Origin of the sequence: Deferrisoma camini S3R1, from assembly GCF_000526155.1 — a bacterium.
GTDB classification, from domain to species: Bacteria; Desulfobacterota; Deferrisomatia; order Deferrisomatales; family Deferrisomataceae; genus Deferrisoma; species Deferrisoma camini.
On record NZ_JAFN01000001.1, the window covers coordinates 243,842 to 269,761 of the forward strand.

The 25,920-nt window shown below is 69.7% G+C and carries 22 protein-coding genes; 16 read left to right on the top strand and 6 right to left on the bottom strand.

All coding sequences use genetic code 11. From position 1 onward, the window contains the following. Positions 1-133 precede the first annotated feature (133 nt). Positions 134-1,099, bottom strand: coding sequence for a PLP-dependent cysteine synthase family protein (locus DEFCA_RS18945; protein WP_025321191.1), 966 nt, complete (start codon positions 1,097-1,099; stop codon positions 134-136). A 529-nt stretch (positions 1,100-1,628) separates the two neighbouring features. Between DEFCA_RS18945 and DEFCA_RS0101020 the strand changes: the two genes are divergently transcribed. The 16 genes from DEFCA_RS0101020 to DEFCA_RS0101095 all read left to right on the top strand — a co-directional run bounded on the left by DEFCA_RS0101020 (position 1,629) and on the right by DEFCA_RS0101095 (position 20,223). Further along, positions 1,629-2,099 carry an HAD family hydrolase gene (locus tag DEFCA_RS0101020; protein ID WP_025321192.1) on the top strand — a complete coding sequence of 157 codons (471 nt, stop codon included), beginning with the start codon at positions 1,629-1,631 and terminating at the stop codon, positions 2,097-2,099. Between the two features lie 327 nt (positions 2,100-2,426). Continuing rightward, entirely contained in the window at positions 2,427-3,464 is a 1,038-nt protein-coding gene (amrS, locus tag DEFCA_RS0101025) for an AmmeMemoRadiSam system radical SAM enzyme (RefSeq protein ID WP_025321193.1), read from the top strand. Beyond that, complete coding sequence (locus tag DEFCA_RS0101030; RefSeq protein ID WP_025321194.1) at positions 3,461-3,922, top strand: universal stress protein; 462 nt, start codon at positions 3,461-3,463, stop codon at positions 3,920-3,922. The genes amrS and DEFCA_RS0101030 overlap by 4 nt, the downstream gene beginning before the upstream one ends. Before the next feature lie 284 nt (positions 3,923-4,206). Continuing rightward, positions 4,207-4,647 (top strand): RrF2 family transcriptional regulator, encoded by a 441-nt coding sequence (locus DEFCA_RS0101035; protein WP_025321195.1) that lies wholly within the window; start codon positions 4,207-4,209, stop codon positions 4,645-4,647. Between the two features lie 129 nt (positions 4,648-4,776). Then, positions 4,777-6,159: a multiheme c-type cytochrome gene (locus tag DEFCA_RS0101040; protein ID WP_025321196.1), complete on the top strand. Its 1,383-nt coding sequence runs from the start codon at positions 4,777-4,779 to the stop codon at positions 6,157-6,159. Between the two features lie 118 nt (positions 6,160-6,277). Beyond that, positions 6,278-6,928, top strand: coding sequence for an endonuclease III (nth, locus tag DEFCA_RS0101045; protein WP_025321197.1), 651 nt, complete (start codon positions 6,278-6,280; stop codon positions 6,926-6,928). Next, positions 6,904-8,298, top strand: coding sequence for a magnesium transporter (mgtE, locus tag DEFCA_RS0101050; protein WP_245693409.1), 1,395 nt, complete (start codon positions 6,904-6,906; stop codon positions 8,296-8,298). Before nth ends, mgtE begins: the two co-directional genes overlap by 25 nt. Next, complete coding sequence (recO, locus tag DEFCA_RS20100) at positions 8,295-9,008, top strand: DNA repair protein RecO (RefSeq protein WP_025321198.1); 714 nt, start codon at positions 8,295-8,297, stop codon at positions 9,006-9,008. Before mgtE ends, recO begins: the two co-directional genes overlap by 4 nt. Before the next feature lie 117 nt (positions 9,009-9,125). Next, the gene (locus DEFCA_RS0101060) at positions 9,126-9,923 is read left to right on the top strand and encodes an enoyl-ACP reductase FabI (RefSeq protein ID WP_025321199.1); all 798 of its coding nucleotides are present in this window, start codon (positions 9,126-9,128) and stop codon (positions 9,921-9,923) included. A 62-nt stretch (positions 9,924-9,985) separates the two neighbouring features. After that, a complete protein-coding gene (glyQ, locus tag DEFCA_RS0101065; protein WP_025321200.1) occupies positions 9,986-10,888 on the top strand; it encodes a glycine--tRNA ligase subunit alpha in 903 nt (300 codons plus the stop codon). Continuing rightward, the gene (gene glyS / locus DEFCA_RS0101070) at positions 10,885-12,954 is read left to right on the top strand and encodes a glycine--tRNA ligase subunit beta (protein WP_025321201.1); all 2,070 of its coding nucleotides are present in this window, start codon (positions 10,885-10,887) and stop codon (positions 12,952-12,954) included. The genes glyQ and glyS overlap by 4 nt, the downstream gene beginning before the upstream one ends. A gap of 159 nt (positions 12,955-13,113) precedes the next feature. Beyond that, on the top strand, positions 13,114-15,825 hold the full coding sequence (gene ppdK / locus DEFCA_RS0101075) for a pyruvate, phosphate dikinase (RefSeq protein WP_025321202.1): 2,712 nt from the start codon (positions 13,114-13,116) through the stop codon (positions 15,823-15,825). Further along, positions 15,822-17,000, top strand: coding sequence for a cytochrome c3 family protein (locus DEFCA_RS0101080; protein ID WP_025321203.1), 1,179 nt, complete (start codon positions 15,822-15,824; stop codon positions 16,998-17,000). The genes ppdK and DEFCA_RS0101080 overlap by 4 nt, the downstream gene beginning before the upstream one ends. Beyond that, the gene (locus DEFCA_RS18950) at positions 16,997-17,701 is read left to right on the top strand and encodes a response regulator (protein ID WP_025321204.1); all 705 of its coding nucleotides are present in this window, start codon (positions 16,997-16,999) and stop codon (positions 17,699-17,701) included. Before DEFCA_RS0101080 ends, DEFCA_RS18950 begins: the two co-directional genes overlap by 4 nt. After that, positions 17,698-18,831 carry an ATP-binding response regulator gene (locus DEFCA_RS0101090; RefSeq protein ID WP_025321205.1) on the top strand — a complete coding sequence of 378 codons (1,134 nt, stop codon included), beginning with the start codon at positions 17,698-17,700 and terminating at the stop codon, positions 18,829-18,831. Before DEFCA_RS18950 ends, DEFCA_RS0101090 begins: the two co-directional genes overlap by 4 nt. A 183-nt stretch (positions 18,832-19,014) precedes the next feature. Further along, the gene (locus DEFCA_RS0101095) at positions 19,015-20,223 is read left to right on the top strand and encodes a thiolase family protein (RefSeq protein ID WP_025321206.1); all 1,209 of its coding nucleotides are present in this window, start codon (positions 19,015-19,017) and stop codon (positions 20,221-20,223) included. A gap of 19 nt (positions 20,224-20,242) precedes the next feature. On the opposite strand, the gene DEFCA_RS0101100 is transcribed toward DEFCA_RS0101095, so the two are convergent. The 5 genes from DEFCA_RS0101100 to DEFCA_RS0101120 all read right to left on the bottom strand — a co-directional run bounded on the left by DEFCA_RS0101100 (position 20,243) and on the right by DEFCA_RS0101120 (position 25,840). Further along, positions 20,243-20,689 carry a hypothetical protein gene (locus tag DEFCA_RS0101100; RefSeq protein WP_025321207.1) on the bottom strand — a complete coding sequence of 149 codons (447 nt, stop codon included), beginning with the start codon at positions 20,687-20,689 and terminating at the stop codon, positions 20,243-20,245. Between the two features lie 186 nt (positions 20,690-20,875). Then, entirely contained in the window at positions 20,876-21,328 is a 453-nt protein-coding gene (gene fliS, locus DEFCA_RS0101105) for a flagellar export chaperone FliS (protein ID WP_025321208.1), read from the bottom strand. 228 nt (positions 21,329-21,556) lie between these two features. Further along, positions 21,557-23,500, bottom strand: coding sequence for a flagellar filament capping protein FliD (gene fliD / locus DEFCA_RS0101110; protein WP_025321209.1), 1,944 nt, complete (start codon positions 23,498-23,500; stop codon positions 21,557-21,559). Between the two features lie 207 nt (positions 23,501-23,707). Next, positions 23,708-24,067 carry a flagellar protein FlaG gene (locus DEFCA_RS0101115; RefSeq protein ID WP_025321210.1) on the bottom strand — a complete coding sequence of 120 codons (360 nt, stop codon included), beginning with the start codon at positions 24,065-24,067 and terminating at the stop codon, positions 23,708-23,710. Positions 24,068-24,376: 309 nt separating this feature from the next. Beyond that, on the bottom strand, positions 24,377-25,840 hold the full coding sequence (locus DEFCA_RS0101120; protein ID WP_025321211.1) for a flagellin N-terminal helical domain-containing protein: 1,464 nt from the start codon (positions 25,838-25,840) through the stop codon (positions 24,377-24,379). Between the last annotated feature and the right edge of the window lie 80 nt (positions 25,841-25,920).

Below are 25,920 nucleotides of genomic sequence, written 5' to 3' on the forward strand. Positions count from 1 at the left end.
GCCCGCTGGTCCGTTGTTCAAGGGAGAGCGAGTGTACCGGAAAGGGGGCCCAGCACAAGAAAGAAGGAGGGGCCGGTGAGACCCCTCCCTTGTGCGGTGCGCAGTTCGTGGGAGACGGCGGGTGGGGCCGGGGCTACACCCGGGGTTGGCCCTCGTCCCCGAGCCAGTCCTGGTAGAAGCTCATGTACTTGAACGCCCCGTCGGGCACGATGGCCACGCCCACGCCGCCTTCGGTGCGGGCCTTCTCCCGGGCCGCCCACAGAACCGCCCCCGACGAGGGGCCCACGAGCAGGCTCTCGGTCCGCGCCACCTCGATGGCGGTGCGGTAGGCGGGCTCGTCGGGCACGGTGATCGTCTCGTCCACCACCGACGGATCCAGGATCTCTGGCTGCTTCGACTCCTCGAAGTTCTTGAGCCCGGGCAGGCGGTGGCCCCGCTGGGGCTGGATCGCCACGATCCGGACGTCCGGATTCTGCTCCTTGAGGTACCGTCCCACACCCGTGATCGTGCCGCAGGTGCCGTACCCGGCGAAGAAGTGGGTGATCCGGCCCTCGGTCTGCTCCCAGATCTCGGGGCCGGTGGTCTCGTAGTGGGCGCGGACGTTGTCCGGGTTCTCGTACTGGTTGGGCATCACGTACTCGTCCCGGGTCCTCGGCCCCTCGGCGATGCTCTTGGCGAGCGCGATGGCCCCGTCCTTGGGGTGGTTGATGGGGCACAGGTCGTCCGGGGTGGGCCACACCTCCGCGCCCAGAAGCCGGAGCACGGTGAGCTTCTCCTCGGGCAGGGCGCTGGGCACGGTGATGGTCGCCTTCACCCCCAGAAGGTTCGCCAGCGCCACCAGCGCGATGCCGGTGTTCCCCGAGGTGGGCTCCACGATCTTCTTGCCCTGGGGCAGCTCCCCCCGCTCCCGAAGGCCCTTTAGCAGGTAGGCCGCGGTGCGGTCCTTGACCGAGCCGAACGGGTTGAAGCACTCGAGCTTGCCGTACAGCTCCATGGGCCCCTCGGGGGCGAACCGGCCCAGGCGCACAAGGGGGGTGGGATTGTCCGGGTTGGCCACCAGGTCCGCGATGCTGTCGTACACACGGCGGGAAGCGGGCATGACGATCTCCTGTCGTCGGGTGGAAAATGGTTTGGTTAGGCTGATTATTTCACAGCTATAAAGTAGGGTCAAGAGAATCCGATAATTTATCCGAATGGTGTGCTTTCGGTCGGACCGCTTCGTGCCGTCTGCCGGAAACCGCTCGGATTCATTGGTGACTTCTCCGGGCCCTCTTGACACGGCGGCCGGTCCCACTACACTGCGCGGGGCCGGTAAGGAGGGCCGCACCCGAGGGCCCCGATGATCCACTGTTCCGTTTCGCAGAAACGTATGCGGATTGCGGCGGTGGGGCTGGAGGCCCCTCCTTCGCTGAACGGCCTCGCAGGGGCCGCCTCGGCGCGGTCCGCTGCGGCGCGTGAGAGCACGCGCCGCGGCCGCTCCCCTGGCGCCGGGCGGCCCGGGCTGCTCGGCCGTCGCGCTTCGTCGGGGCCTCCAGCCCCACCGCGTGGGAACAGCACGGAATTTCCGAAACACGACACTACGGAGGGAACGTGGACGATTTCGTACGGGCGGCGCAGGAGGATGGGCCGTGATCCGGGTGGAGATCCCCGGGGCCGGGACTTTGGAGGTCCGCACCGTGCTCGCGGACTTCAACGGAACCCTGGCGGTGGACGGCCGGGTGGAGCCGGAGGTGAGGGAGCGGCTGGCCGCCCTGGCGGCCCGGGTCCGGGTGGTGGTGGCCACGGCCGACACCTTCGGCACGGTGGGCGAGGAGATCTCCGTGCCAGGGGTGGAGGTGCGGCGTTTGACCCCGGGGTTCCAGTCGGCCCAGAAGGAGAAGATCCTCGAGCGGCTGGGGCCGGAGACCGCCGCGGCCGTGGGCAACGGGGTCAACGATCACCGGATGGTCGCCCGGGCTGCCCTGGGCATCGTGGTGATGGGGCCGGAGGGGGCGGCGTGGGAGACGCTGAGGAGGGCCCGGATCGTGGTGCCCAGGCCGCAGGACGCCCTGGACCTCCTGCTCCATCCCAAGCGCCTGGTGGCCACGCTGCGGGACTGACGGCTCCCTGACCTCCGGGCTGTGGTAATTCTGACAGCTGGTATGGCCGCACGCGGCTCTCCACCAGGCCCCCGAACTTTGGTGCGGTTCGAGACCTGTCCAGCCGCCTAGCAGCCTAGCCACTCAGCGGGCCGAAGGCCCCAAACCGACGACCGTTGACCGTAGACCGACGACCGAAGTTATTGGGAATGCTTGGAGACCAACAAAGGGGGTCCAGCCTTCCGGCCTTCAAGCTTTCCAGCCTTCTAACCTCTGAGCCTTCAAGCGGGCCGAAGGCCCCGACCAACGACCGACGACCAACGACCAACGACCGAACTTATGGACACCGTGCGACCTGCAGAGCTGTGGGAGACCGTGGAGGGGGCACGCGAGCCGGACACGGTTCGGTGCCGGCTGTGCCACCACCGGTGCCGGATCGCCCCGGCGCGCAGGGGCCTGTGCGGGGTCCGGGAGAACCGGGACGGCAGCCTGGTCACCCTGGTATACGGCCGGCTGGTCGCCCGAAACGCGGACCCCATCGAGAAGAAGCCCCTGTTCCACGTGGCGCCGGGAAGCATGTCGTATTCCATCGCCACGGCGGGGTGCAACTTCCGGTGCGGCCACTGCCAGAACTACCAGATCAGCCAGGCGGTGACCGAGCTCGGAATGCTGCCGGGGCGGTTCGTGCCCGCCCGGGCCGTGGTGGAGGACGCCGTGGCCGCGGGCTGCCGGTCGGTGGCGTACACCTACACCGAGCCCACGGTGTTCTTCGAGTACGCCCGCGACTGCATGACCCTGGCCCACGAGGCCGGCCTCCTGAACGTGTTCGTGACCAACGGGTACATGAGCCCCGAGTGCCTGGATGCGCTGGAAGGGCTCCTGGACGCGGCCAACGTGGACCTGAAGGCCATGACCGACGGGTTCTACCGGTCGGTGTGCGGGGCCCGCCTCCAGCCGGTGCTCGACACCATCGCGGAGCTGGTGCGCAGGGGGGTGTGGGTGGAGGTCACCACCCTGCTGATCCCGGGGCGGAACGACTCGGACGACGAGCTTCGGGAGGCGGCCCGGTTCCTGAGGGGGCTGAGCCCCGACATCCCCTGGCACGTGACGGGGTTTTTCCCCACCTACCGCCTCACCGACGCCCCCCCCACCCCGGCCGCCACCCTGATCCGGGCCTGGGAGATCGGCTTGGAGGAGGGGCTGCGGTTCGTGTACACCGGGAACCGGCCGGGCCACGGGGGGGAGGACACCGTGTGCCCGTCGTGCGGCGCCGTCGTGCTGGGCCGGCTCGGGTACGCGGTGACCGCTCGCAACCTCGACCCGGAGGGCCGGTGCCGGCGCTGCGGCGCCGCGGTCCCCGGCCTGGAGATGGGAGAACGGCCATGAGATACAAGCGCATCGTGGTGCCTCTGGACGGAAGCGAGCTCGCGGAGAGGGCGTTGGACGAGGCGATCCCCCTGGCGCGGGAGGCGGGGGGGGAGGTGGTGCTCGTGGGGGTGCTCGACCTCACTGCCGGCATGTACGATGTGTACGCCGAGGCGTTCAACCCGGCGGACCTGCGAGCCCAGCTCGAGCGGTTCCTCGAGGCGGCCCTCGACCGGGCCAAGGAGCGGGTGGAGGCAGCAGAGGTGCCGGCGCGCCGGTTCCTGCGGGTGGGGGTGCCCCACGAGGAGATCGCCGCCCTGGCCCGGGAGGAGAACGCGGACCTGCTGGTGATGACGACCCACGGCCGCAAGGGGATCAGCCACCTGCTGTTGGGGAGCGTCACGGAACGGGTGATCCGCACCGCCCCGTGCCCCGTGCTGGTGGTCCGGCCGGCCGAGGAACCGAAGGAAGCCCCTTGATGTCCCGGGCCCGGAGGGCCGTAAACCGTTCACGATTTACGATTCACGATTCACGGCCCCCCCACCTATCTGTAGGAGCCACCTCCCGGTGGCGATCCGGCCCGGAGGACCGTCAGGGCCCCGGACTGACGCCGGGGGTCGCCTGCGGGAGCAGGCTCCCAGGGGGGCGGGCCCTGGCCGTCGAGGTTGGATTTGAGCCGTAGAGCCTCCCAGCGGGCCGAAGGCCCGAAGAGGGGCTTGACACCGTCGTATTGATGCAGTAAAAGACGATAAAGGTCATCAATATGATCATCACGAGAGCGACCGAGTACTCGATCCGCGCGGCCCTGTACCTGGCCGAGAGGTACCCGGCTCCGGTGGTCTCGAAGCAGGAGATCTGCGAGGCCGAGGGGATCACCCCCGCGTTCCTGACAAAGATCCTCCAGCCCCTGATCCACGCGGGGATCGTTCGTTCCAAACGGGGCGTGTCCGGGGGGTTCGCCCTGGCCCGCGACCCGGCTCGGCTGACCCTCCTGGACATCATGGAGGCGGCCGAGGAGCCCATGCTCCTGAACGTCTGCCTGCTGGAGAACCATCCGTGCGAGCGGGAGTGCACCTGCCCGGTGCACGAGCTTTGGGCCGAGGCCCGGGATCGGTTGGCCGAGATCTTTTCGCGCAAGTCCTTGACCGAGCTGGTCGAGGAGAGACGCCGCCTCCGGACGAGGTCGTGTCGGAAGGGGTCGTGATCCGACGGACCCACCGGTCCGGAGGCGCCGAGGGAGCCGGTCCGACGCATCCCCTGGGGCCCCGGGATGCGCCCGCGGCCGGTTCACGACCACGATCCATCACCGACACCCGTCCTGAGGAGGAGATCCATGCGAAAGGTGGGGTATGTCTCGACCGTGCTCGCCGCGGTGGCGTTTGCGGCCGCGGCCTACGCAGGGGACCCGACCGAGTCCCATCCGTTCTTCCCGAGCCTGTTGAACACGGCCACGGGCAAGCCGGTGAAGTCCACGGCGTTCTACCCTCCGTCCAAGTGCAAGGGCTGTCACGCCGAGATCTTTGACCAGTGGAAGGGCTCGATGCACTCCAACGCCTACCGGGACCCGGTGTTCCAGGCCCTGTGGAAGCTGGCGAACAAGGAGACCAACGGCCTGACCGACAAGCTGTGTGCCGGGTGCCACACGGCCGTGGGCACGGTGAGCGAAGAGGTGCGCATGGGCGAGGACGGCGAGTTCCACGTGAGCGAGATCGCCGAGGAGGGGGTCCAGTGCCACCTGTGCCACAGCGTGGTGGGCACCCGCATGCTGGAGACCCCGACCACCATGCCCCAGAACGCGAGCATCGTGGTGGACCCCAGCCTGGTCATGCGGGGGCCCTACGACGACGCCAAGCCCATGTGGCACAAGGCCGCGTACTCCGAGCTGCACACCAAGGCCGAGTTCTGCGGCAACTGCCACAACGTGTTCCATCCGCTCAACAACTTCCACATCGAGAACACCTACAACGAGTGGAAGTTCTCGGTGTACGCCCAGAAGGGGATCGTGTGTCAGGACTGCCACATGATGCCGGTGGAGAAGGCCATCGAGGTGGCCCGCACCCTCCAGAAGCCCAAGAACCCCGGCAAGGCCTCGCCCATGGGCCCCGACCGGGACAACGTGTTCACCCACGAGTTCGTGGGCGGCAACTTCACGGTGACCGCGCTCCTTGGGGCGGACAAACACGCCGAGATCGCCCGGAAGCGCCTGAAGAGCGCGGCCGAGTTGGAGCTGTTGCTCCCCGAGGAGGCCGACGACGGCGACATCGCCCGATTCACGGTGCGGGTCCACAACGTGGGCGCCGGCCACAACCTGCCCACCAGCCTCACCGAGGTGCGGCAGATGTGGCTCGACGTGCGGGTGACCGACGCGAGCGGCCGCGAGCTGTACCGGTCGGGCGCCCTGGACGAGGACCACAACCTCCAGGAGGGCACGGTGCTGTTCCGGGCCGAGTCCGTGGACGCCCAGGGACGCCACACCATCAAGCCCTGGGAGATCGTGCGGTTCGCCTACAACACCACGATTCCGCCCAAGGGGTACGCGGACCGGGAGTTCGCCTTCCTGGTGCCCGACGACGCCAAGGGTCCGGTGAGGGTGGAGGTGAAGCTGCGCTACCGGTCCTATCCCCAGGCCGTGGCGAACCTGCTGCTGGGCGACGAGGCCCCGGTCCTGCCGATCGTGGACATGGCCGAGGCCGAGGGCACGATCCCGGTGGACTGATCCGGCCCGGACGGGCCGGAGGAACCCGCGGGGCGGACGGGCAACAGGCGGCCCGTCCGCCCCGTTTTCTGTTGCGCGCCTTCAAGCACTCCTCCGTTTCTGCTACTCTGCGGCCGCCATGCCCGAGCGAAACCCCGAAGCCGAACGCCTGGATCGTATCCTGCAGACCCTGAAACGGGTGCACCCGGACGTGGCGCCCAGCCTGAACCACCGTTCGCCGTGGGAGCTGCTGGTGGCCACGATCCTGTCGGCCCAGTGCTCCGACGTTCAGGTGAACCGGGTGACGCCGAAGCTGTTCCGGCGGTTCCCCACCCCGGAAGCGCTGGCCGAGGCCGAGCCCGACGAGGTGGAGCCGCTGATCCGATCGATCGGGCTGTTCCGGGGGAAGGCCCGCAACCTGGTGGCCGCCGCCCGCATCGTGGCCGGGCGGCACGGGGGGCGGGTGCCGGCCGATCGGGAGGCCCTGGAGGCGCTCCCCGGCGTCGGCCGAAAGACCGCCTCGGTGGTGCTGGGCCAGGCGTTCGGCATCCCGGCGTTTCCGGTGGACACCCACGTGGCCCGGGTGTCCCACCGCCTGGGGTTCTCGCCCCGGCCCGAGCCTCGGGAGGTGGAGCGGAGGATGACCCGGCTCATGGCGCCCGAGCGGTGGAACCTGGCCCATCTGCTCCTGATTCGTCACGGCCGCGCGGCGTGCCACGCCCGCCGGCCCGCCTGTGCCCGTTGCCCTGTGGAAAGGTCGTGCCCATGGCCGCACAAGCCCACAGCCTGACCCCGATGGACCGCCGGGTCCAGCTGCGGCTCGAGGCGATCCGCCGGCTCATGCGCAAAGGGGCGGTGGTGAACCTGCGCCGGATCGTGGAGAAGACCCACCCGGCCGACCTGGCGGCCATCTTCCAGGAGCTCAACGATCTCGAGCAGGGCCGGCTGTTCCAGATCCTGGTCCAGGCCGGCCTGGCCGGGGACGTGCTCAGCGAGCTCGACCCCGACGTGCTCCAGGGCCTGGTCGAGAGCCTGAGCGACGAGGAGCTGGCCGAGATCCTCTCCGGAATGGACGCGGACGACGCCGCCGACCTGCTGGCGCTGCTGCCCGAGGACCGCCGCTCGGGGATCCTCGCGGCCATGAACCTGGAGGACAGCGAGGACATCGGCAAGCTCCTGGGCTATCCCGAGGACTCGGCCGGCGGCATCATGACCTCGTCGTTCTTCGCCCTGGGTGAGGGGGTCACGGTCGAGGAGGCGATCCGGGCGATCCAGGGGGCCGAGGAGGCCGAGACGGTCTTCTACGTGTACGTGGTGGACGACGAGGGCCGGCTGGTGGGGGTGGTGAGCCTGCGCCAGCTGATCACCTCGCCCCCCACGGCCACGTTGCGGCAGATCATGGCCACCGACGTGATCAAGGTGGACGTGCACACCGACCAGGAGCAGGTGGCCCGGGTGGTGGCCAAGTACGACCTGCTGGCCATCCCGGTGGTGGACGAGGCCGAGCACCTGGTCGGGATCATCACGGTGGACGACGTGATCGACGTGCTCCGCGAGGAGGCCACGGAGGACGTGTTCAAGATGGCCGGCACGAGCCAGGAGGAGCTCGTGTACGGCAACCGAGTGCTTCCGATCGTGCGGATCCGGATGCCCTGGCTGGTGATCAACCTGTTCGGCGGCATCCTCACCGGCACGATCCTGTGGTGGTTCCGGGCGACGGTGGAGGAGATCATCGCGCTGGTGTCCTTCGTGCCGGTCATCACGGCCATGGGCGGCAACGTGGGCACCCAGAGCTCGTCCATCCTGGTTCGGGCCTTCGCCACCGGGCGGGTGGACTTCCAGAACCTGCGGGCCCACCTGTGGAAGGAGGTGCGGGTGGGGCTCCTGCTGGGTCTGGTGTGTGGGGTGCTGGTGGGAGGGGTGGCCCTGGTGTGGCACGGCAACGTGTTCCTGGGGATCGTGGTCGCGGTGTCGATGGTGGCCGCCATGACCGTGGCGGCCACCATGGGCACCCTGGCCCCGGCCCTGTTTCGGAAGCTGGAGATCGACCCGGCCGTGGCCTCGGGCCCGTTCGTGACCACCGCCAACGACATCACGGGCATCCTGATCTACCTGGGCACGGCCACGGCCCTCCTGCGTTTTCTCCCCCACGCGCGATGACCCCCCGCCGGACCGACGCGTTCGTGCTGCGGGTGCGGGCGTTCGGTGAGGCCGATCGGGTGGCCGACCTGCTCACGCCCGACCTGGGCCGGGTGCCGGCCCTGGCCCGGAGCGCCCGGCGGTCCCGCCGGCGGTTCGGGGGGGTGCTGGACTACTTCGTCCGGGTGCGGGCCGCCCTGCGGCCGGGCCGGGGCGAGCTGTGGCGGCTGGACGACGTGGAGCTGGTCCGGGACTACGGGGCCGTGGCCCGGGACCTGGACACCCATGCCGCGGCCGCCCACGTGCTCGAGGTGGCCTGGATGGGATCCCGCGAGGGGGCGCCGGGACGGGACCTGTTCGACCTGGTGGACGCGGCCCTGGCCGCCCTGGCCGCCGGCGCCGATCCCAAGAGCCTGCGCCGGGTGTTCCAGGCCCGGGTCCTGCGGGTGCTGGGGGTGGCGGGTGGGTTCGACCGGTGCCCGCAGTGCGGGGCCGGACTGGAGGGGGGGGCGGCCGTGGCCGCGGGGGCGGTGGTGTGCCCGGCCTGCGCCGGGCCGGCCGATCCCCGGATGCCGGCCGGCGCCGTGCGCACCCTGGCGGCGAGCGTGGGGGTCCCCCTGGACAAGCTCAAGTCGGTCCGGGTGACCCGGGCGGCCGAGGAGCACATCGGCCCGTTCCTGTGCCAGGCCCTGTGCCAAACCCTGGGCCGGAAGCCCCGCACCATCGATTGACCGGATTTCGCCCGGTCTGCTAACGTAATGCCCCCTTTTCCGCCAAAGAAAACAGAGGTTTTCCCCGTCAAACCAAAGAGCCGCATCGTCGGCAAGACCCTTGAGGAGGCGTTTCGCGTGAGCGACACTGGTCTGAACGGAAGTTGGGCCCTCATCCTGGGGGCTTCGAGCGGGTTCGGGGCGGCCACGGCCCGGGCCCTGGCCCGCAAGGGAGTGAACATCTTCGGCGTGCACCTGGACCGGAAGGCCACCCTGCCCCAGGTGGAGGCCCTGGTGGAGGAGCTCCGGGGCACCGGGGTTCGGGTTCGCTACTTCAACGTCAACGCGGCCGACGAGGCCAAACGCCGCGAGGTGCTCGACGCCGTGGCCGCCGAGTGCGGGGAAGGGCCCAAGGTGCGGGTGCTGATGCACAGCCTGGCCTTCGGGGCCCTGCGGTCGTTCGTGGGGGACCCGGCCGAGACCCTGACCAAGGCCCAGATGGAGATGACCCTGGACGTCATGGCCCACAGCCTGGTGTACTGGACCCAGGACCTGGTGGCCCGGGACCTGTTCGACCGCAACGGCCGGGTGTTCGCCATGACCAGCTCCGGGGGGCAGCGGGTGTGGGCCTACTACGGCGCGGTGTCCGCGGCCAAGGCGGCCCTGGAGAGCCACATCCGGCAGCTGGCCCTGGAGCTGGCGCCCCGGGGCATCACGGCCAACGCCATCCGGGCCGGGGTCACCGACACCCCGGCGCTCCGGAAGATCCCGGGTCACGAGCAGATGGTCGAGGTGGCCCGTTCCCGCAACCCCATGGGCCGCCTGACCACCCCCGAGGACGTGGCCGAGGCCATCGCGCTCCTCTCAGAGCCCGCCAGCCACTGGATCACCGGCAACGTGATCGGGGTGGACGGCGGAGAGGACATTACGGGCTAGAAGGCTGGGAGGCTGGAAGGCCGGAAGGGCTAGCCGCCCGGCAGACAAAAGGAGCTCTCTCCATGACGTTTCAGGAGGTCATCCTCAGGCTCGAGCGGTACTGGGCGTCCCAGGGGTGTCTGATCGCCCAGCCCTGCGACATCGAGGTGGGCGCGGGCACCATGAACCCCCACACCTTCCTGCGCTGCCTCGGGCCGGAGCCGTGGTTCGTGGCGTACGTGGAGCCGAGCCGCCGGCCCACCGACGGCCGCTACGGCGAGAACCCCAACCGGCTCCAGCACTACTACCAGTATCAGGTCATCCTCAAGCCCTCTCCCCACGACGTGCTCGAGCGCTACATCGGCAGCCTCAAGGCCCTGGGTATCGACCCCCTGGAGCACGACATCCGGTTCGTGGAGGACGACTGGGAGAGCCCCACCCTGGGGGCCTGGGGCCTGGGGTGGGAGGTGTGGCTCGACGGCATGGAGATCACCCAGTTCACCTACTTCCAGCAGGCCGGAGGGATCGACTGCCGGCCGGTGTCGGCCGAGATCACCTACGGCCTGGAGCGGATCGCCATGTACCTGCAGGGGGTGGACAGCGTGTTCGATCTGGTGTGGGTCGACGGGGTGACCTACGGCGACGTCCACCACCGGGGCGAGGTGGAGGGGAGCGTGTACAACTTCGAGGAGGCCGACGTGGCCATGCTGTTCGATCTGTTCGACCGGTGCGAGGCCGAGGCGAAGCGGGTGATCGAGAAGGGGCTCGTGCTGCCGGCCTACGACTACACGCTCAAGTGCTCCCACACCTTCAACCTGCTGGACGCCCGGGGGGCCATCAGCGTGACCGAGCGCACCCGGTTCATCGGCCGGGTCCGGGACCTGGCCCGGCGGGTGGCCGAGGCCTACACCGCCCAGCGCGAGGCCCTGGGCTGGCCCCTGCGGGGCAAGTTCGACCTGCGGCCGGCCGGGGAGGTGATGCCATGAGCCGCGGCCTGGAGCTGCTGCTGGAGGTGGGCACCGAGGAGATCCCGGCGGGGTTCCTGCCGCCGGCCCGGGCCCAGTTGGCCGAGGCCGCCCGAAAGGGCCTGGAGGCCCAGCGGATCGGGTTCGAGGCCGTGCAGGCCCTGGGGACCCCGCGGCGGCTGGTGCTCCACGTGACCGGCGTGGCCGACCGGCAGGCCGACGCGGTGGAGGAGAAGATCGGGCCGCCGGTGTCCGCCGCGTTCGACGCCGAGGGCCGGCCGACCCGGGCCGCGGAGGGGTTCGCCCGGTCGAACGGCGTGGCCGTGGAGGACCTGCTTCGGGTGGAGACCGAGCGGGGCCTGTACGTGGCGGTGCGCCGGGAGCTCGCGGGCCGGCCCACGGCCGACGTGCTGGCCGAGGCGATCCCCCAGTGGCTGTCGGCGCTTCGGTTCCCCAAGGTCATGCGGTGGGGCGAGGGGGAGTTCGCGTTCGCCCGGCCGGTGCACTGGGTGGTGGCGCTGCTGGGCGACGAGGTGATCCCGTTCTCCTTCGGGGGGGTGGAGTCGGGCCGCCAGAGCCGGGGGCACCGGTTCCACCACCCCGGCGCCGTGGACGTCATGGACCCGCCCGACTACTTCCGGAAGATGAAGGAGGCGTGGGTGGTCGTCGATCCCGAAGAGCGCCGGGCTCTGATCCGCGAGGGGGTGGAGGCGGCCGCCCGCAAGGTGGGGGGCGAGCCCCTGGCCGACGAGGACCTGCTCACCACCGTGGTGGACCTGGTGGAGTACCCGGTGCCCGTGGCCGGGAGCTTCGAGGAGCGCTACCTGGAGCTGCCCCGGGAGCTCCTGATCCTCACGATGAAGCACCACCAGAAGTACTTCGCCGTGGTGGACGGCCGGGGCCGGCTGCTCAACCACTTCGTGGCCGTGTCCAACACCCGGGCCCGGGACCTCACCGTGGTGGCCCGGGGCAACGAGAGGGTGCTCCGGGCCCGGCTGGCGGATGCGCGGTTCTTCTTCGACGAGGACCAGAAGCGCTCCCTCGAGGAGCACCTCGAGGGGCTGAAGGACGTGGTGTTCCAGTCGAAGCTGGGCACCAGCTACGAGAAGGTGGAGCGGTTCCGGGCCCTGGCGGCCGAGATCGCCGAGCGGGTCTGCCCGGACCGGAAGGCCGTGGTGGACCGGATCGCGCGGCTCGCCAAGGCCGATCTGGTGACCCAGATGGTCTACGAGTTCCCCGAGCTCCAGGGCGTCATGGGCCGGGAGTACGCCCTGCGGGCGGGCGAGGATCCGGTGGTGGCCCGGGGGATCGAGGAGCACTACTGGCCGGCCCAGGCCGGCGGGCCGGTGCCGTCCACGGACGAGGCGGCCTGCGTGAGCCTGGCCGACAAGATCGACACGATCGTGGGGTGCTTCGGGGTGGGGCTGATCCCCACCGGCGCGGCCGACCCCTACGCCCTCCGGCGGCAGACCCTGGGCATCCTGCGGATCCTGCTGGAGCGGGGGCTCCGGCTGCCCCTGGGCTGGCTGGTGGACCGGGCCCTGGCCGGCCTGGCCGACAAGCTGACCCGGCCGGCGGGCGAGGTGCGCTCGGACGTGCTCCAGTTCTTCCGGGGCCGGCTCGAGGGATTGCTGGCCCAGCAGAACCTGGACGCCGACCTGGTGGCCGGGGTGCTGGACCGGGGGTTCGACGACGTGCTCGACGCGGCCGGCCGGGCCCGGGCGCTTCAGAGGGCCCGCTCCGACGGCCGGCTCGACCCCCTGGCCGAGACCTTCAAGCGGGTGGGGAACATCCTGAAGGGGAAGGAACCCGGCGAGGTCCGGCCGGAACGGCTCGGAGCCCAGGCCGAGCAGGCCCTGTGGGACGCCTACCGGTCGGTGGCCGAGACCATGGAGGAGGCGGCCGGCCGGGGGGACTACGACGCGTTCCTGGACGCGGCGAGGCCCCTGAAGGCGGCCGTGGACCGGTTCTTCGACGAGGTGCTGGTGATGGACCAGGACCCCGAGGTCCGGGCCAACCGCCTGGCGTTGCTGGGCGCGGTGGCCCGGCTGCTGGGCCGGGTGGCGGAGTTCTCGAGAATCGGCTAAAAGGCTAGGAGGCTGGGACGTTAGGACGTTAGGACGTTCCGTTCGCACCTCCGCACGTCCACGCGTCCGCACGGTGAAACGACCAACGACCGGCGACGAACGGCCTTCAACGATTCCCGATTTACGGTTCCCATATTCCCTTCACACCAGGAGGACGCCATGGCCAAGTACGTGTACACGTTCGGGGCGGCTCGGGCCGAGGGCCGGGCCGGCATGAAGGACCTGTTGGGCGGCAAGGGCGCCAACCTGGCGGAGATGTGCCATCTGGGCATCCCGGTTCCGGCGGGGTTCACCATCACGACCGAGGTGTGCACCTACTACTATGAACACGGGGGCACGTATCCCCAGGGCCTGCGGGAGGACGTGGAGAAGGCCCTGGCGTTCATGGCCGAGGTGATGGAGGCCCGGTTCGGCGACCCGGACAACCCGCTCCTGGTCAGCGTGCGCAGCGGCGCCCGCCAGTCCATGCCGGGCATGATGGAGACCGTGCTCAACGTGGGTCTGTGCTCCTCCACGATCCCGGGCATGGTGCGCCGGACCGGCAACGAGCGGTTCGTGTACGACTCGTACCGCCGGCTCATCATGATGTACGCCGACGTGGTCATGGAGAAAGCCGCGGGGATCGAGCCGGCCGAGGGCGAGGCGATCCGGGTGCAGCTCGAGCACCTCATGGACGCCCGCAAGAAGGAGAAGGGGGTCACCGCCGACACCGACCTCACGGCCGACGACCTCAAGGCTTTGTGCGACGCCTTCCGCCGCCGGGTGGAGGAGGTGCTGGGCAAGCCGTTCCCCGACGACCCCATGGACCAGCTGTGGGGGGCGATCGGGGCGGTGTTCCAGAGCTGGAACGGCAAGCGTGCGGTCCAGTACCGGCGCATCGAGGGCATCCCGGACGAGTGGGGCACGGCCGTGAACGTGCAGGCCATGGTGTTCGGGAACATGGGCGAGCGCAGCGCCACCGGCGTGGGGTTCACCCGGAACCCGGCCACCGGCGAGAACTCCTTCTACGGCGAGTGGCTCCCCAACGCCCAGGGCGAGGACGTGGTGGCGGGCATCCGCACCCCGTACGCCATCAACGAGGCGAGCAAGAACGACGCGAACCGCCACCTGCCCACCCTCGAGGAGGCCATGCCCGAGGCCTACCAGGAGCTCCTGGAGGTCCGGAACCGGCTGGAGCGCCACTACCGCGACATGCAGGACATCGAGTTCACCGTGCAGGAGGGCCGGGTGTGGCTGCTGCAGACCCGCACGGGCAAGCGCAACGGCCCGGCCGCGGTGCGCATGGCCGTGGACATGGTGGACGAGGGCCTGATCGACAAGGCCGAGGCCGTCATACGGGTGAAGCCCAACCAGCTCGACGAGCTGCTCCACCCCATGGTGGACCCGGCGGCCGAGAGGTCGGCCCGGCCCCTGGCCCGGGGGCTGCCGGCCGGGCCGGGCGGGGCCACCGGCCGCATCGTGCTGACCCCGGAACGGGCCGAGGAGCGGGCGGCGGCCGGTGAGACCGTGATCCTGGTGCGGATCGAGACGAGCCCCGAGGACGTGCACGGCATGCACGTGGCCGAGGCCATCGTCACGGCCAAGGGCGGCATGACCTCCCACGCCGCCCTGGTGGCGCGGGGGTGGGGAAAGACCTGCGTCGTGGGGTGCGGCGCCCTCGAGATCGACGTGGCGGCCGGCACCGTGACCGTGGGCGACACCGTGCTGCGCGAGGGCGACGTGATCACGGTGAACGGCACCAAGGGGGTGCTCTACGCCGGGGAGCTGCCGCTGATCGTGCTGGACCCCGAGCGCCACGAGCACCTGGCCCGGTTCCTGGGGTTCTGCGACGAGCTGCGGCGGCTGGGGGTGCGCACCAACGCCGACCGGCCCGAGGACGCGGCCCAGGCCCGCCGGTTCGGGGCGGAGGGCATCGGGCTGTGCCGCACCGAGCACATGTTCTTCGGGGGGGAGCGCATCCGGGCCATGCGCGAGATGATCCTGGCCGAGACCCCGGAGGAGCGGGCCCGGGCCCTGGAGAAGCTGCTCCCGTACCAGAAGGAGGACTTCAAGGGGATCTTCCGGGCCATGGAGGGCCTGCCCGTGACCGTGCGGCTGCTGGACCCCCCGCTCCACGAGTTCGTGCCCCACGAGGACGCCCAGATCCGGGAGCTGGCCGAGACCATGGGCAAGGACCCCGAGGCCGTGCGCACCCGGGTGGCGCAGCTCAGGGAGATGAACCCCATGCTGGGCCACCGGGGGTGCCGCCTGGGGATCAGCTACCCCGAGATCACCCGGATGCAGGCCCGGGCCGTGCTGGAGGCCGCGGCCGAGCTGCGCAAGGAGGGCGTGGACGCCCGGCCCGAGATCATGGTGCCGCTGGTGGGGCACGTGGCCGAGCTGCAGGACCAGAAACGGCTCATCCTGGAGGTGGCCGAGGAGGTGAAGCGGGCCACCGGCGTGGACGATCTTCCGTTCCTGGTGGGCACCATGGTGGAGGTGCCCCGGGCTGCCCTGACCGCCGGCGAGATCGCGTCCGAGGCCGAGTTCTTCAGCTTCGGCACCAACGACCTGACCCAGATGACCTGCGGGTTCAGCCGGGACGACGCGGGGTCGTTCCTTCCCGTGTACGTGGAGAGGGGGATCTACCCCAAGGACCCCTTCCAGAGCATCGACCAGGAGGGGGTGGGGCAGCTCGTGGCCCTGGGCACCGAGCGGGGCCGGGCGGCGCGGCCCGACCTCAAGGTGGGGGTGTGCGGCGAGCACGGGGGCGACCCCGACTCCATCGCGTTCTTCCACCGGGTCGGCCTGGACTACGTGTCGTGCAGCCCGTTCCGGGTGCCGATCGCCCGGCTGGCCGCGGCCCAGGCGGCGGTGTCGGAGACGGCGTGAACCCCAGGGGGCTGTGCGCGGCGGTCGTTGCCGCGGCCCTGGCCTGGGCCGCGGCCGCCGGGGCCACGCCGGGTGGGGTGGCCCACGTGACCCTGGCCTCGGGCCTGGCCCAGAGCCGGTCGCGCACCTGCGGAACCTGCCACAACCCCGAGTTCTCCCTGTGGATCCGCCACCCCCACAGCCACTTCCTCATCGACCCGGACCGGGACCCGAGGCTGGTCAAGGCCCGGTGGGGCAAGCGGGTCGAGGGGTGGGCGGAGCACGTGGAGGGCCGGTTCGAGCGCGACCAGGTGGCCCTGGCCTACGGCATCATCCAGATCCAGGTGTACTTCCGGCGGGACCCGGACGGGTACCGGCTCCTCCCGGCCCAGTGGAACCTGGCCCGACGTCGGTGGGAGCCCCTGCCGGCCAGCCTCGAGGCGGTGCTCCGCAAGGGCCTCACCTGGGAGGACGGGTGCGCCGGGTGCCACACCACGGGGTATGACCCGACCACCCGCACGTTTCCCGAGGCGAACGCCGGATGCTCGGCCTGCCACGGCGACGGCCAGGCCCACGCCGACTCCGGGGGGCGGGAGCCGATCCTCCGTCCCACCACCCTCACCCCCCTGACCCGGGCCGCCCTGTGCGGGGCGTGCCACAGCCGGGGCCGGAGCCTCGACGGCAAGCACCCCTATCCCGTGGGGTTCCGGCCGGGGGACCGGCTCGAGGCCCGGTTCGAGCTCATCCGGCCCGACCCCGAGCGGACCACCTCCCATTTCTGGCGGGGGGGTGCCGAGCGGCTCCCGTTCATGGAGTACCAGGGGTTCGTGGAGAGCCGGCACGCCGGAGTGGGGCTGTCGTGCACCACCTGCCACCTTCCCCACGGGTCCGAATACCCCCACAGCCTGCGGCGCCGCAGCGAGGAGATCTGCTCGGGGTGCCACGAGGAGTCCGAGCTGGCCCTGGTGCCCGCCCACCAGCGCCACCCCGAGGACGAGGCCGGGTGTATCGACTGCCACATGGCGGTCACCAACCCGGACCGGGGGGCCTACCGGGTGCGGACCCACTCGCTTCGGGTGTGGGTGGCGGAGGATCCGGAGGGTGGTAGGGTGTACTCGGCATGCACCAGCGTGTGCCACACGGACCGGGACGGAACGTGGGCACGAAAGCGGATGGAGGTCTGGAGGGTCCGATGAGCCGAGCGGGGGGCGCAACGATCTTGGTGGTGGACGACGACCCGGCCGTGTTACCCCTGCTCGAGGCGGCCCTGGACGAGGAGGCCGTCTCGTTCCGCGGGGCGGCGGACGGGGCCGAGGCCCTGGCACTGCTGGACCGGGGCCTGGAACCGGACCTGGTCGTGCTCGACTGGGTGATGCCGGGCATGGACGGGCTGGGGTTCCTGGCCCGGTTTCGGGACCGGCCGGGGGCCGAGAGGGTGCCGGTGCTCCTGCTCACCGGCCGCGGGGACGCGGACCACGTGGCCGAGGGGCTCGAAGCCGGGGCGAACGACTACCTGGTGAAGCCCTTCGATCTCATGGAGCTGAGGGCGCGGCTGCGGGCCGCCCTGCGCCTGCGGCGGGTGTTCCGGGAGCTCGATGAGGCCCGGGCGGCTCAGCTCGAGCGGGAACGGCTGCGGGTGGTGCTGGAGACGGCCGGGGCCGTGGCCCACGCCCTCAATCAGCCGCTGACCGCGGTGGGCCTGAAGACGGAGACCCTGCTGGAGCGGCTCGGGCCCGACAGCCCCTGGTGGGACGACCTGGAGTTCGTCCACCGGGGGATCCGCCGGATCGCCCAGGCCGTGGCGAAGATCCGCCGTTTGGCGGTGTACCGCACGGCCCGGTACCTGGAGGGGCTCGACATCGTCGACTTGGGGGAGGACGAGGGAGAAGGGGAGTGAGCCGAACGGACGCGGCTCCGGTCTCGTGGGACGAACTTCTCGACCGGCTGAGCCACGAGTTCAAGACCCCCCTGGTGTCCATCAAGGGCCATGCGGAGCTCCTGCTCGACCGGGCCCCGGCGGGGCTGGACCCCACCGCCAGGGAGTGGGTGCGCCGGATCGCGGCGGCCGCCAACCGCCTGAACGCCGTGCTGCGGAAGGTCACGGCCGAGGCCCACACCCGGGAGGCCTGGACCTACCTGGCCCGGCCCGTGGACCCCGAACGGTGGGTGGAGGGGTGCCTGGCCGAGGCCCGCACCCTCGGGGCGGGCCGGCGGCTTTCGTGGGAGTGCCAGCTGCCCGAGGGTCTGCCCCCCGTGGCCGTGGACCCCGAGGCCGGCCGGGACGCGCTGCTGGAGCTGCTGCAGAACGCCGCCCGGGCCACGCCGGACGGCGGGACGGTGCGGGTGGAGGCGGGGGCGCTCGAACGGGCCGGGAGGCCAGGCGTGCGCATCACGGTGGAGGACACCGGCATCGGGCTGCCGGAGGGCGGCGAGGCCGAGCGGTGCTTCGAGCGGTTCGTCACCTTGACCCCCCTCCACGCCCACCACAGCGGGGACTTCGAGTTCGGGGCGGTGGGGCTGGGGCTCGGCCTTCCCATGGTTCGGGGCATCGCCCGGGCCCACGGCGGCGAGGCGTGGGCCGAGGGAAGGGGGCGGGATCCCGAGGGGCTGCCGGGGGCCCGGGTCCACCTGTGGCTGCCGGCGGCCTCGGCCGGGGAGAGGCAGGCGGCCGGGGCCGGCGGGCGGGTGCTCCTGGTCGAGCCCGACCCCCAGGCCCGCCAGGTGTTGGCCAAGGGACTGGGGGCCCGGTTCGAGGTGGTGGCGCCCGACGACCCCGACGAGGCCCTGAAGCTGTGGGCCTGGTCGGGGCCGTGGGCCGGGGTCGTGGTGGAGCCCCGGGGAGTCGGGGGGGCGGGGTTCGTGGCGCGTCTCAGCTCGGTGGACGGACGGGCTCCCGTCATCGTGTACACGGCCGGCCCCGCCTCGGACGCCGCGTTCTGGCGGCGGCTGGGGGTCGACGCCTGGGTGCCCAAACCGGCGCGCGCCCGGACGCTGCGCCAGCACCTGGAACGCCTGGTAGAGGGGTGACGTCGGTCGTCGGTCGCCGGTCGTCGGTCGTTGGCCGTCGGTCGTCGGTCGTCGGTCGTCGGTCGTCGGTCGCCGGTCGCCGGTCGCCGGTCGCCCGCCACCCGCCACCCGCCACCCGCCACCCGTCACCCGTCACCCGTCACCCGTCACCCGTCACCGATCCCCGACATGGAGACGTTGCCCATGCGTTTTGCCAAGACCGACCGCGACGCCGTGATCGTGAGCGCCGTGCGCACCCCCATCGGAAAGTTCGGGGGAAGCCTGAAGGGGCTGAGGGCCCACCGGCTGGCCGCCGTGGTGATGGACGAGGCCCTACGCCGGGCGGGCCTGGCCGGGGCCGACCTGGACGAGGTGATCGCCGGCGAGTGCATCCAGTGCCCTGACGAGGCCAACACGGCCCGCACCGCTGCGCTGGCCGCGGGCATCCCGGTGGAGGTGCCGGCCTTCACGGTGCAGAAGCAGTGCTCCTCGTCCATGCAGGCCCTGGGTTCGGCCCGGCTCCTGGTCAACGCGGGCGAGGCCGGGGCCGTGCTGGTGGTGGGGGTGGAGAGCATGTCCAACGCCCCCTACGTGCTCAAGACCGCCCGGTGGGGCCAGCGCTTGACCCATGGGGAGATGACCGACAGCCTGTGGGAGCTCCTGAACTCCGGGAGCCGGATCCTCGGCAACGAGATGATCATGGGGCTCACGGCCGAGAACCTGGCCGAGCGCCACGGCATCTCCCGGGCCGACCAGGACGAGGTGGCCCTGCGGAGCCACCGCAACGCCGAGGCCGCGATCCGGGCCGGCCGGTTCGACGACGAGATCGTGCCGGTGCGGGTACCGGGCCGGAAGGGGGAGACCGTGGTCGAGACGGACGAGCACCCCCGGTTCGGCCTCACCCTGGAGGACCTGGCGAAGCTTCCGCCCGCCTTCAAGGAGGGGGGCACGGTCACGGCCGGAAACAGCTCGGGCCTCAACGACGGGGCGGCCGCGGTCGTGATCACCAGCCGGCACCGCGCCCGGTCGCTGGGGCTGCCCATTCTCGGCCGGGTGGTGGCCCAGACCAGCGCGGGGGTTCCCCCCGAGATCATGGGCTACGGCCCCGTGCCCTCCACCCGGAAGCTGCTGGAGCGCACCGGCATCGGTTTGGGGGACATCGGGCTGGTGGAGCTGAACGAGGCGTTCGCGGCCCAGTACCTGGCCTGCGAGCGGGACCTGGGGCTCGACCGGGAACGGGTCAACGTGAACGGAAGCGGCATCGGCCTGGGGCACCCGGTGGGGGCCACGGGTCTCAGGCTGGTCGTGAGCCTGGTCTACGAGATGCGGCGGCGGGGCGTGGGGCTGGGCCTCGCCACCCTGTGCGTGGGCGGCGGCATGGGCATGGCCACCCTCGTGGAAGCGGAGGGCTGAGGCGCCCCTTCTCCCGGCGCTACCCCCTCCGGTCCGCGAACCGGGGGGTGGGGTCGGTGGGGCCCCGGTAGCCCCGGAGCCCCTGCTGACCCCGCTGCAGGGCTCGGACCCGGTCACGCAGCTCATCCCGGGCCCGCTCGGCAGCCCTGCGGGCCTCGGCGTCGGCGTGGCGGATGCGCACGGTCAGGTCCGTGAGCGCGGCCAGGAGCTCGGCCAGGAGGGGAGGAGGGGCGAAGGCCTGGCCGCGCAGGTCCTCGGCCTCGGCCTCGAGCCCGGCCAGCTCTTTCAATGCCCGGCCCCGGCGCTCCATGGCCGCCTCGATGCCCGGAATGTCCAGCTCGTCGGCCGCCTCGGCCGCGGCCCGGGTCGCATCGAGGATCTCCCGGCAGATCCCCACCTGGGCCACCAGGATGGCCTTGAGCGTCTGGGTCCGGGTGTCTCCGGTGTCGAGCTCGGCACGTGCCATGGAATCTCCTTGAATCAGTGACGGGTGACGGGTGATCTGTGACATCGGATCAGTGACGCGTGGCAAGTGACCCGTGATGCGTCACCCGTCCCCGCCGTTTCCCCGTCACCCGTCACCGCCCTTGTGGCGACCCGGCCCGAAGGGCCGCAAACCATTCACCATTCACGATTTACGATTCACGGCTCTCTAGCCCGTCACGCTCAACCGCGCGCCATCCTCGGCCGCGGGCACCCGCCGGTCCAGGGCCTTCACGGTCTCGTCGGCCTCGTCGAGCTTGAGCTCGGCCCACGCGTCCCGCAGCTCCCGGATGGCGGGCAGGATGCCCCGCACCGGCTCGGGGTCGTTGGTGAGGTTCGACTCGGTGATCTTCTGCATGAAGAACACGTACAGGTTCCACAGGTTCCGGGCGATCTCGCCCCCTTCCTCCATGTTCAGGGTGCTCGCCAGTTCCTGGATCACGGCCCGGGCCTTGGTGAGCTTCTCGTGCTTGGCCTCGATCTCTTTCTTCTCCATGTGGTCGAGGGCCTGGTTCAGGAACCTCAGGATGCCGTCGTAGGCCATCACAATCAGCTTCTGCTGGCTCGCCGTGGTGGCCACCTGGGTCTGTGTGTAGGCGGCAGCGCCCGGTCCGTACGTCATGAACTCCACCTCCTTGTGGGTCCTGTCAACTGCCGTGAATCGTGAATGGTGAATCGTGAATCGTGAATCGTGAATCGTGGGGCGCTTCGCGCCCCGTGACGAGTGATTCGTCACCCGTCACCGCCCTGTCCCCGTCACCCATCACCTGTCACCCGTCACCGCCCTTGTGGCGACCCGGCCCGAAGGGCCGCAAACCATTCACAATTTACGATTCACGATTTACGGCCCCTAACCGTTCCACTTCCAGTTCGCATTGAGCCCGGAGAGCGCGTTCATCAGGTAGTTGCCTTGGCTGTTGAACTCGTTGACCGCCTTCTCCATGCGGTAGAACTGCTCCAGCAGGCTCTCGCGCCGCTGATCCAGCCGGTCCTCCAGCTCCTTGATGTACTCGGCCATGGAGTCGATGGAGTTCTCCAGGGCCGTCTCCTTCATGCCGATCGTGCCGATCAGCGGCTGGGTCAGCCCCTGCAGGTACTCGTCGAACTTGTTGCCCACGCCCTTGGCAAAGTGGAGGGTCGTGGTGACCGAGCCGCCGGCATCCACCAGATCCTGGGCGGTGAGCTCCACCTTCAGCGTCACCCCGTCGGTGTTGGGGTTCCCGTCGTCGCCGGTCAGGGTCTGGCCCACGCCGGTGGCGCTCTCGCCGTTGATCGTGCCGGCCACGTCCACCCCGGAGTCCTGGTCGCCCGCCGTGAACCCGAGGTTCGAGAGGGCGTTTCCGCTGATGATCTGGACCTTGGAAGCCGATCCGTACTTCTGAGAGGTGATCGTAAGGGTCCCCCCGCTTTCGGACACGCTCACTTCTCCCGCAGGCGCGGCCGCGTTCACCTTGGCCTGGATCTCCGCGGCCAGGTCCGCGGCCGACGCATAGGTCTTCTGCTCCAGGGTCACCGTGAACGAGGTCCCACCGTCCAGGGCCAGGGTGAGGGTGTCGTTCGTGGAGTCGATGGTGAGGGACCCCACGGCCGAGGCCCCGGTGACGGCCGCGCGCTCCGCCGCCCGGGTGATCACCACCTGGTACCCAGAGGACGATGGCTCCACCGCGTCCTTGCCGGCGTACACGAACGAGACCTTGGCGTGCTCGGTGCGGCCCGCGGTCCGAAACAGGTTCTTCACTGCGCCCGGGTCCTGGGCCACGGCCTCCTGGAACTTTGCCGTGTCGAACGACAGCACCCCGTCGTCGTCCAGCTTGAGCCCGATGGACCGGAGCGAGGTGATGTCGCCGCCGGTGGCCACGGGGCTCGCGATCATCGACTGGATCCGGGTCTGGATCGTCAGAAGCGTGCGGTCCCCCATCAGGATGCCGCCGGTGTTCGTCTGGGGGTCGAACTTGAACTGCTCCCCGATGAACTCCATGGCGGTGTTGTAGGCGTCCACGAACGCCTGGATCTTCTCCTCTACTCCCGAGGTGTCCCGGCTCATCGAGACCGTGACCTGGGTGCCCGGGCTCGCGTTCACCAGGTTCAGGGTCACCCCGGGGATCACGTCCTCGATCTGGTTCGACGACGAGGTGATCGTGATCGCACCGGTGCCCGACCCGAAGTTGATGGAGGCGTCCTGGGCGTCCTGCACCGTGGTGGTCGTCAAGGTAAACCCCGTGGCCGTCAGGCTCACGGTGTTGGCCGTGCCGGTCTGGTCCGAGGTCACCAGCAGCCGGTACTGGGAGCCGTCGTAGATCACCGAGGCCGTGGCGCCCACGTCGGCCTGGTTGATGGCGTCGGCCAGGCCCCGCAGGGTGTTGTTCGACGAGTCCACCGTGATGTCCACGGACTTCGCGCCCACGGTCACGGTGAGGGTGCCGGTGCCCACGGTGTCCAGGTCCGAGGAGTACCCTCCCGTGGAGATTTGGTGGGCCTGGGCGAGCTGGGTGACCTCGATCGTGTAGGTGCCCGGCTGGGCATCGGACGAGGCCGTTGCCGTGAGGATGTTTTCGTTGGAGCTGGTGGCCGAGAGGGTGGTCCAGGTGGATGCCTTCCAGATCTCCTGGGCCTGGGTCCTGAGGTCCAGGAGCTTGGAGTTCACCTCCTGCCACGCCGAGAGCTGGTTCTCCAGCCGGGCCTTCTCGGCTTCCTTGAGAATCTTGGGCCGGCTCTCGACCTCGATCAGCTTGTCCACCGTCTCGGTGGTGTTGATCCCGGTCGCCAGCCCGTCGAAACTGATCGTTCCCGGCATGGCTCGAACCTCCGTGATCAGTGACGAGTGATCCGTAACATGGAATCAGTGACGCGTGACGAGTGATCGTCACCGCTGTCCCCCATCACCCGTCACGTGTCACTCGTCACTGTGTCACCGCAGTTCCCCACCCGTCACCGCCCTTGTGGCGACCGGCCCGAAGGGCCGCAAACCATTTACGATTTACGATTCACGATTTACGGCCCCTCAGCCCTTCCTGTCCAACAACGCCCCCACCATCTCCCCGATCTTGGCCGCCAGGTCCAGCAACTCCTTGGGCGGGAAGGTCTTGATGACCTCCTGGGTGCGGTTGTCCACCACCTCCACCATGAGCTGCTTCAGCTTGTCGTGGAGGGCGAACTGGATGTGGCTGTTATTGGCCTTCAAGAACCCGTTCATGGCCTCCACGGCCTGGGCCACCTCCTCGGGGGAGGGTTCGCGTTCCTCCCGCGCCTCCTCCACCCGCTGGGCCACGGCCTCCTGGGCCCTATGAATCGCCTCGTTCTGGGCGCCCCCGCTCTGGGGCGACCCGCGGATCGAAACCTCTGTGATCGCTTGCAAATTCATGGTCAACGCCTCCATGCGTTAAGTGCCGTGAATCGTAAATGGTGAATCGTGAATCGTCGGGCGCTTCGCGCCCCGTGACGGGTGATCGGTGACGCGTGACCAGTGGCCCGCCGCCCGCCACCGCCATGTAGGAGCCACCTCCCGGTGGCGACCCGGCCCGAAGGGCCGTTCGTCGCAGGTCGCCGGTCGTTCGTCGTTTGGGCGGCCCGCAGGGCCGCAAACCATTTACGATTTACGATTCACGATTTACGGCCTTTCCCCCCCGCGAGGCGAAACGGGGGGCCCGAAGGCCCCCCGTTCGCCGAGCTACTACCTCAAGAGCTGGAGGATGTTGTTCGGGATCTGGTTCGCCTGCGCCAGCATCGCCGTGCCGGCCTGCATCATGATCTGGTACTTCGTGAACTGGGCCATCTCCAGCGTCATGTCGGTGTCGCGGATGGTGGACTCAGAGGCCTGCAGGTTCTCGTAGGCGATCCGGATGCGGTCAAGCTGCACCTGGAGGTTGTCGGCCTGAACCGCTCCCAGCTTGCCACGCAGGTCCGACACCTGGTCGATCGCCTTGTCGATGATCTTGAGCGCGTCTTCAATGTTGTCGGAGGAGCCGTTCTTGAGCACCGAGTTTGTCTGGAGGTCGGAAAGCGAGGTATATCCCGAGTCGTTCGTGACGCCTGTGCCTAGTTTCGAGGCCTTCACGCTACCGATCGTGATGCTCACGAACTGGGTCGCGTTTGCGCCTACTTGGAACCGGACATTGTTGGCCTCGAGGTTCCCCGCTACCGAAATGGTGTCGCCGCTATTTGAAGCGTACGTGGCCCAGCTGCCGAACGTGATCACGTTCCCATTGCCGTCCGAAACCGTAAGGCCATCGTTGTAGGAGGTGTTCGAGAAGGCCAGCGTGCTACCGTTGGCGAACGACACGGTAGCCTTCGCGTCCTGACCGGTATCCGTAGCGCTTACGTTGGCAGTGTCGAGTTCACCGGAGGCTGCGAGGAGGGTGATCGTAGCGTCATCGCCGTACGCCGTGGTTTTCAGAATGAGTTTCCCACTCGACACAGTCGCAGATACGCCTGTGGAAGCCTTGTAAGCATTGATGACGGACGCGATGTTTTTCCCCGCTGATCCCGTGATCGTCACACCGTTCAAGGTGAAAGTCGCGTTCGCCAAAAGGCCGCCCGATGTGCTAACACTGGCGAGGTCGGTCGAAATCGTGAATGACTTCACAGCTTGCTGGGCGATCTGGTCCAGCTTCACGGCGAACGTTCCGTCCATGCTCGCCACCACGTTGCTGCCACCGAAAGTGACGCTATCGATCTTGTCAGTGGCGTACACGGTGGTAGTGTTTCCGAGGCTACCGTCCAGCAGTTTCTTGGTCCCGAACTGGGTGTAGCTGGCAATCCGGGTTACCGACTGGATCGCCTCGTCCAGTTCGTCCTGGTTCGCTTTGCGCATGGCGTCGTCGTTCACGCCCAAGTTCAGGGTGTCAACCGTGAGTTGACGCATTTTGTCCAGGAGTTTCTGCACCTGGTCGAGCGCCGCTTCGGCCGTCTGCACCATGTTGATGGCCTTCTCCGCGTTCTTGGCCGCGGCATCCAAACCCACGAGCTGGGCGCGCATCTTCTCGCTGATCACCAGCCCGGCCGGGTCGTCGGCGGCGCGGTTGATCCGAAGACCGCTGGAGAGCTTCTCCATGGTCTTTGACATGCGAAAGTCGGTCTGCTTGAGGTTTCGCCAGGCGTTCAGAGAGGTGATGTTGTTGTTGATGCTGAGGCTCATGACTTTCCTCCATGAAAGTTGGGGTTGGTTTCCGGCGTCCGTGCCGTTGCCCAGCCGCCTTCAGGGGGGCGACGTTCCCC

Coding starts and splice junctions, on each gene's coding strand:
- DEFCA_RS18945 (WP_025321191.1), bottom strand. CDS start 1,099: ATGCCCGCTTCCCGCCGTGTGTACGACAGCATCGCGGACCTGGTGGCC.
- DEFCA_RS0101030 (WP_025321194.1), top strand. CDS start 3,461: ATGAGATACAAGCGCATCGTGGTGCCTCTGGACGGAAGCGAGCTCGCG.
- DEFCA_RS0101035 (WP_025321195.1), top strand. CDS start 4,207: ATGATCATCACGAGAGCGACCGAGTACTCGATCCGCGCGGCCCTGTAC.
- DEFCA_RS0101040 (WP_025321196.1), top strand. CDS start 4,777: ATGCGAAAGGTGGGGTATGTCTCGACCGTGCTCGCCGCGGTGGCGTTT.
- nth (WP_025321197.1), top strand. CDS start 6,278: ATGCCCGAGCGAAACCCCGAAGCCGAACGCCTGGATCGTATCCTGCAG.
- mgtE (WP_245693409.1), top strand. CDS start 6,904: ATGGCCGCACAAGCCCACAGCCTGACCCCGATGGACCGCCGGGTCCAG.
- recO (WP_025321198.1), top strand. CDS start 8,295: ATGACCCCCCGCCGGACCGACGCGTTCGTGCTGCGGGTGCGGGCGTTC.
- glyQ (WP_025321200.1), top strand. CDS start 9,986: ATGACGTTTCAGGAGGTCATCCTCAGGCTCGAGCGGTACTGGGCGTCC.
- glyS (WP_025321201.1), top strand. CDS start 10,885: ATGAGCCGCGGCCTGGAGCTGCTGCTGGAGGTGGGCACCGAGGAGATC.
- ppdK (WP_025321202.1), top strand. CDS start 13,114: ATGGCCAAGTACGTGTACACGTTCGGGGCGGCTCGGGCCGAGGGCCGG.
- DEFCA_RS18950 (WP_025321204.1), top strand. CDS start 16,997: ATGAGCCGAGCGGGGGGCGCAACGATCTTGGTGGTGGACGACGACCCG.
- DEFCA_RS0101095 (WP_025321206.1), top strand. CDS start 19,015: ATGCGTTTTGCCAAGACCGACCGCGACGCCGTGATCGTGAGCGCCGTG.
- DEFCA_RS0101100 (WP_025321207.1), bottom strand. CDS start 20,689: ATGGCACGTGCCGAGCTCGACACCGGAGACACCCGGACCCAGACGCTC.
- fliS (WP_025321208.1), bottom strand. CDS start 21,328: ATGACGTACGGACCGGGCGCTGCCGCCTACACACAGACCCAGGTGGCC.
- fliD (WP_025321209.1), bottom strand. CDS start 23,500: ATGCCGGGAACGATCAGTTTCGACGGGCTGGCGACCGGGATCAACACC.
- DEFCA_RS0101115 (WP_025321210.1), bottom strand. CDS start 24,067: ATGAATTTGCAAGCGATCACAGAGGTTTCGATCCGCGGGTCGCCCCAG.
- DEFCA_RS0101120 (WP_025321211.1), bottom strand. CDS start 25,840: ATGAGCCTCAGCATCAACAACAACATCACCTCTCTGAACGCCTGGCGA.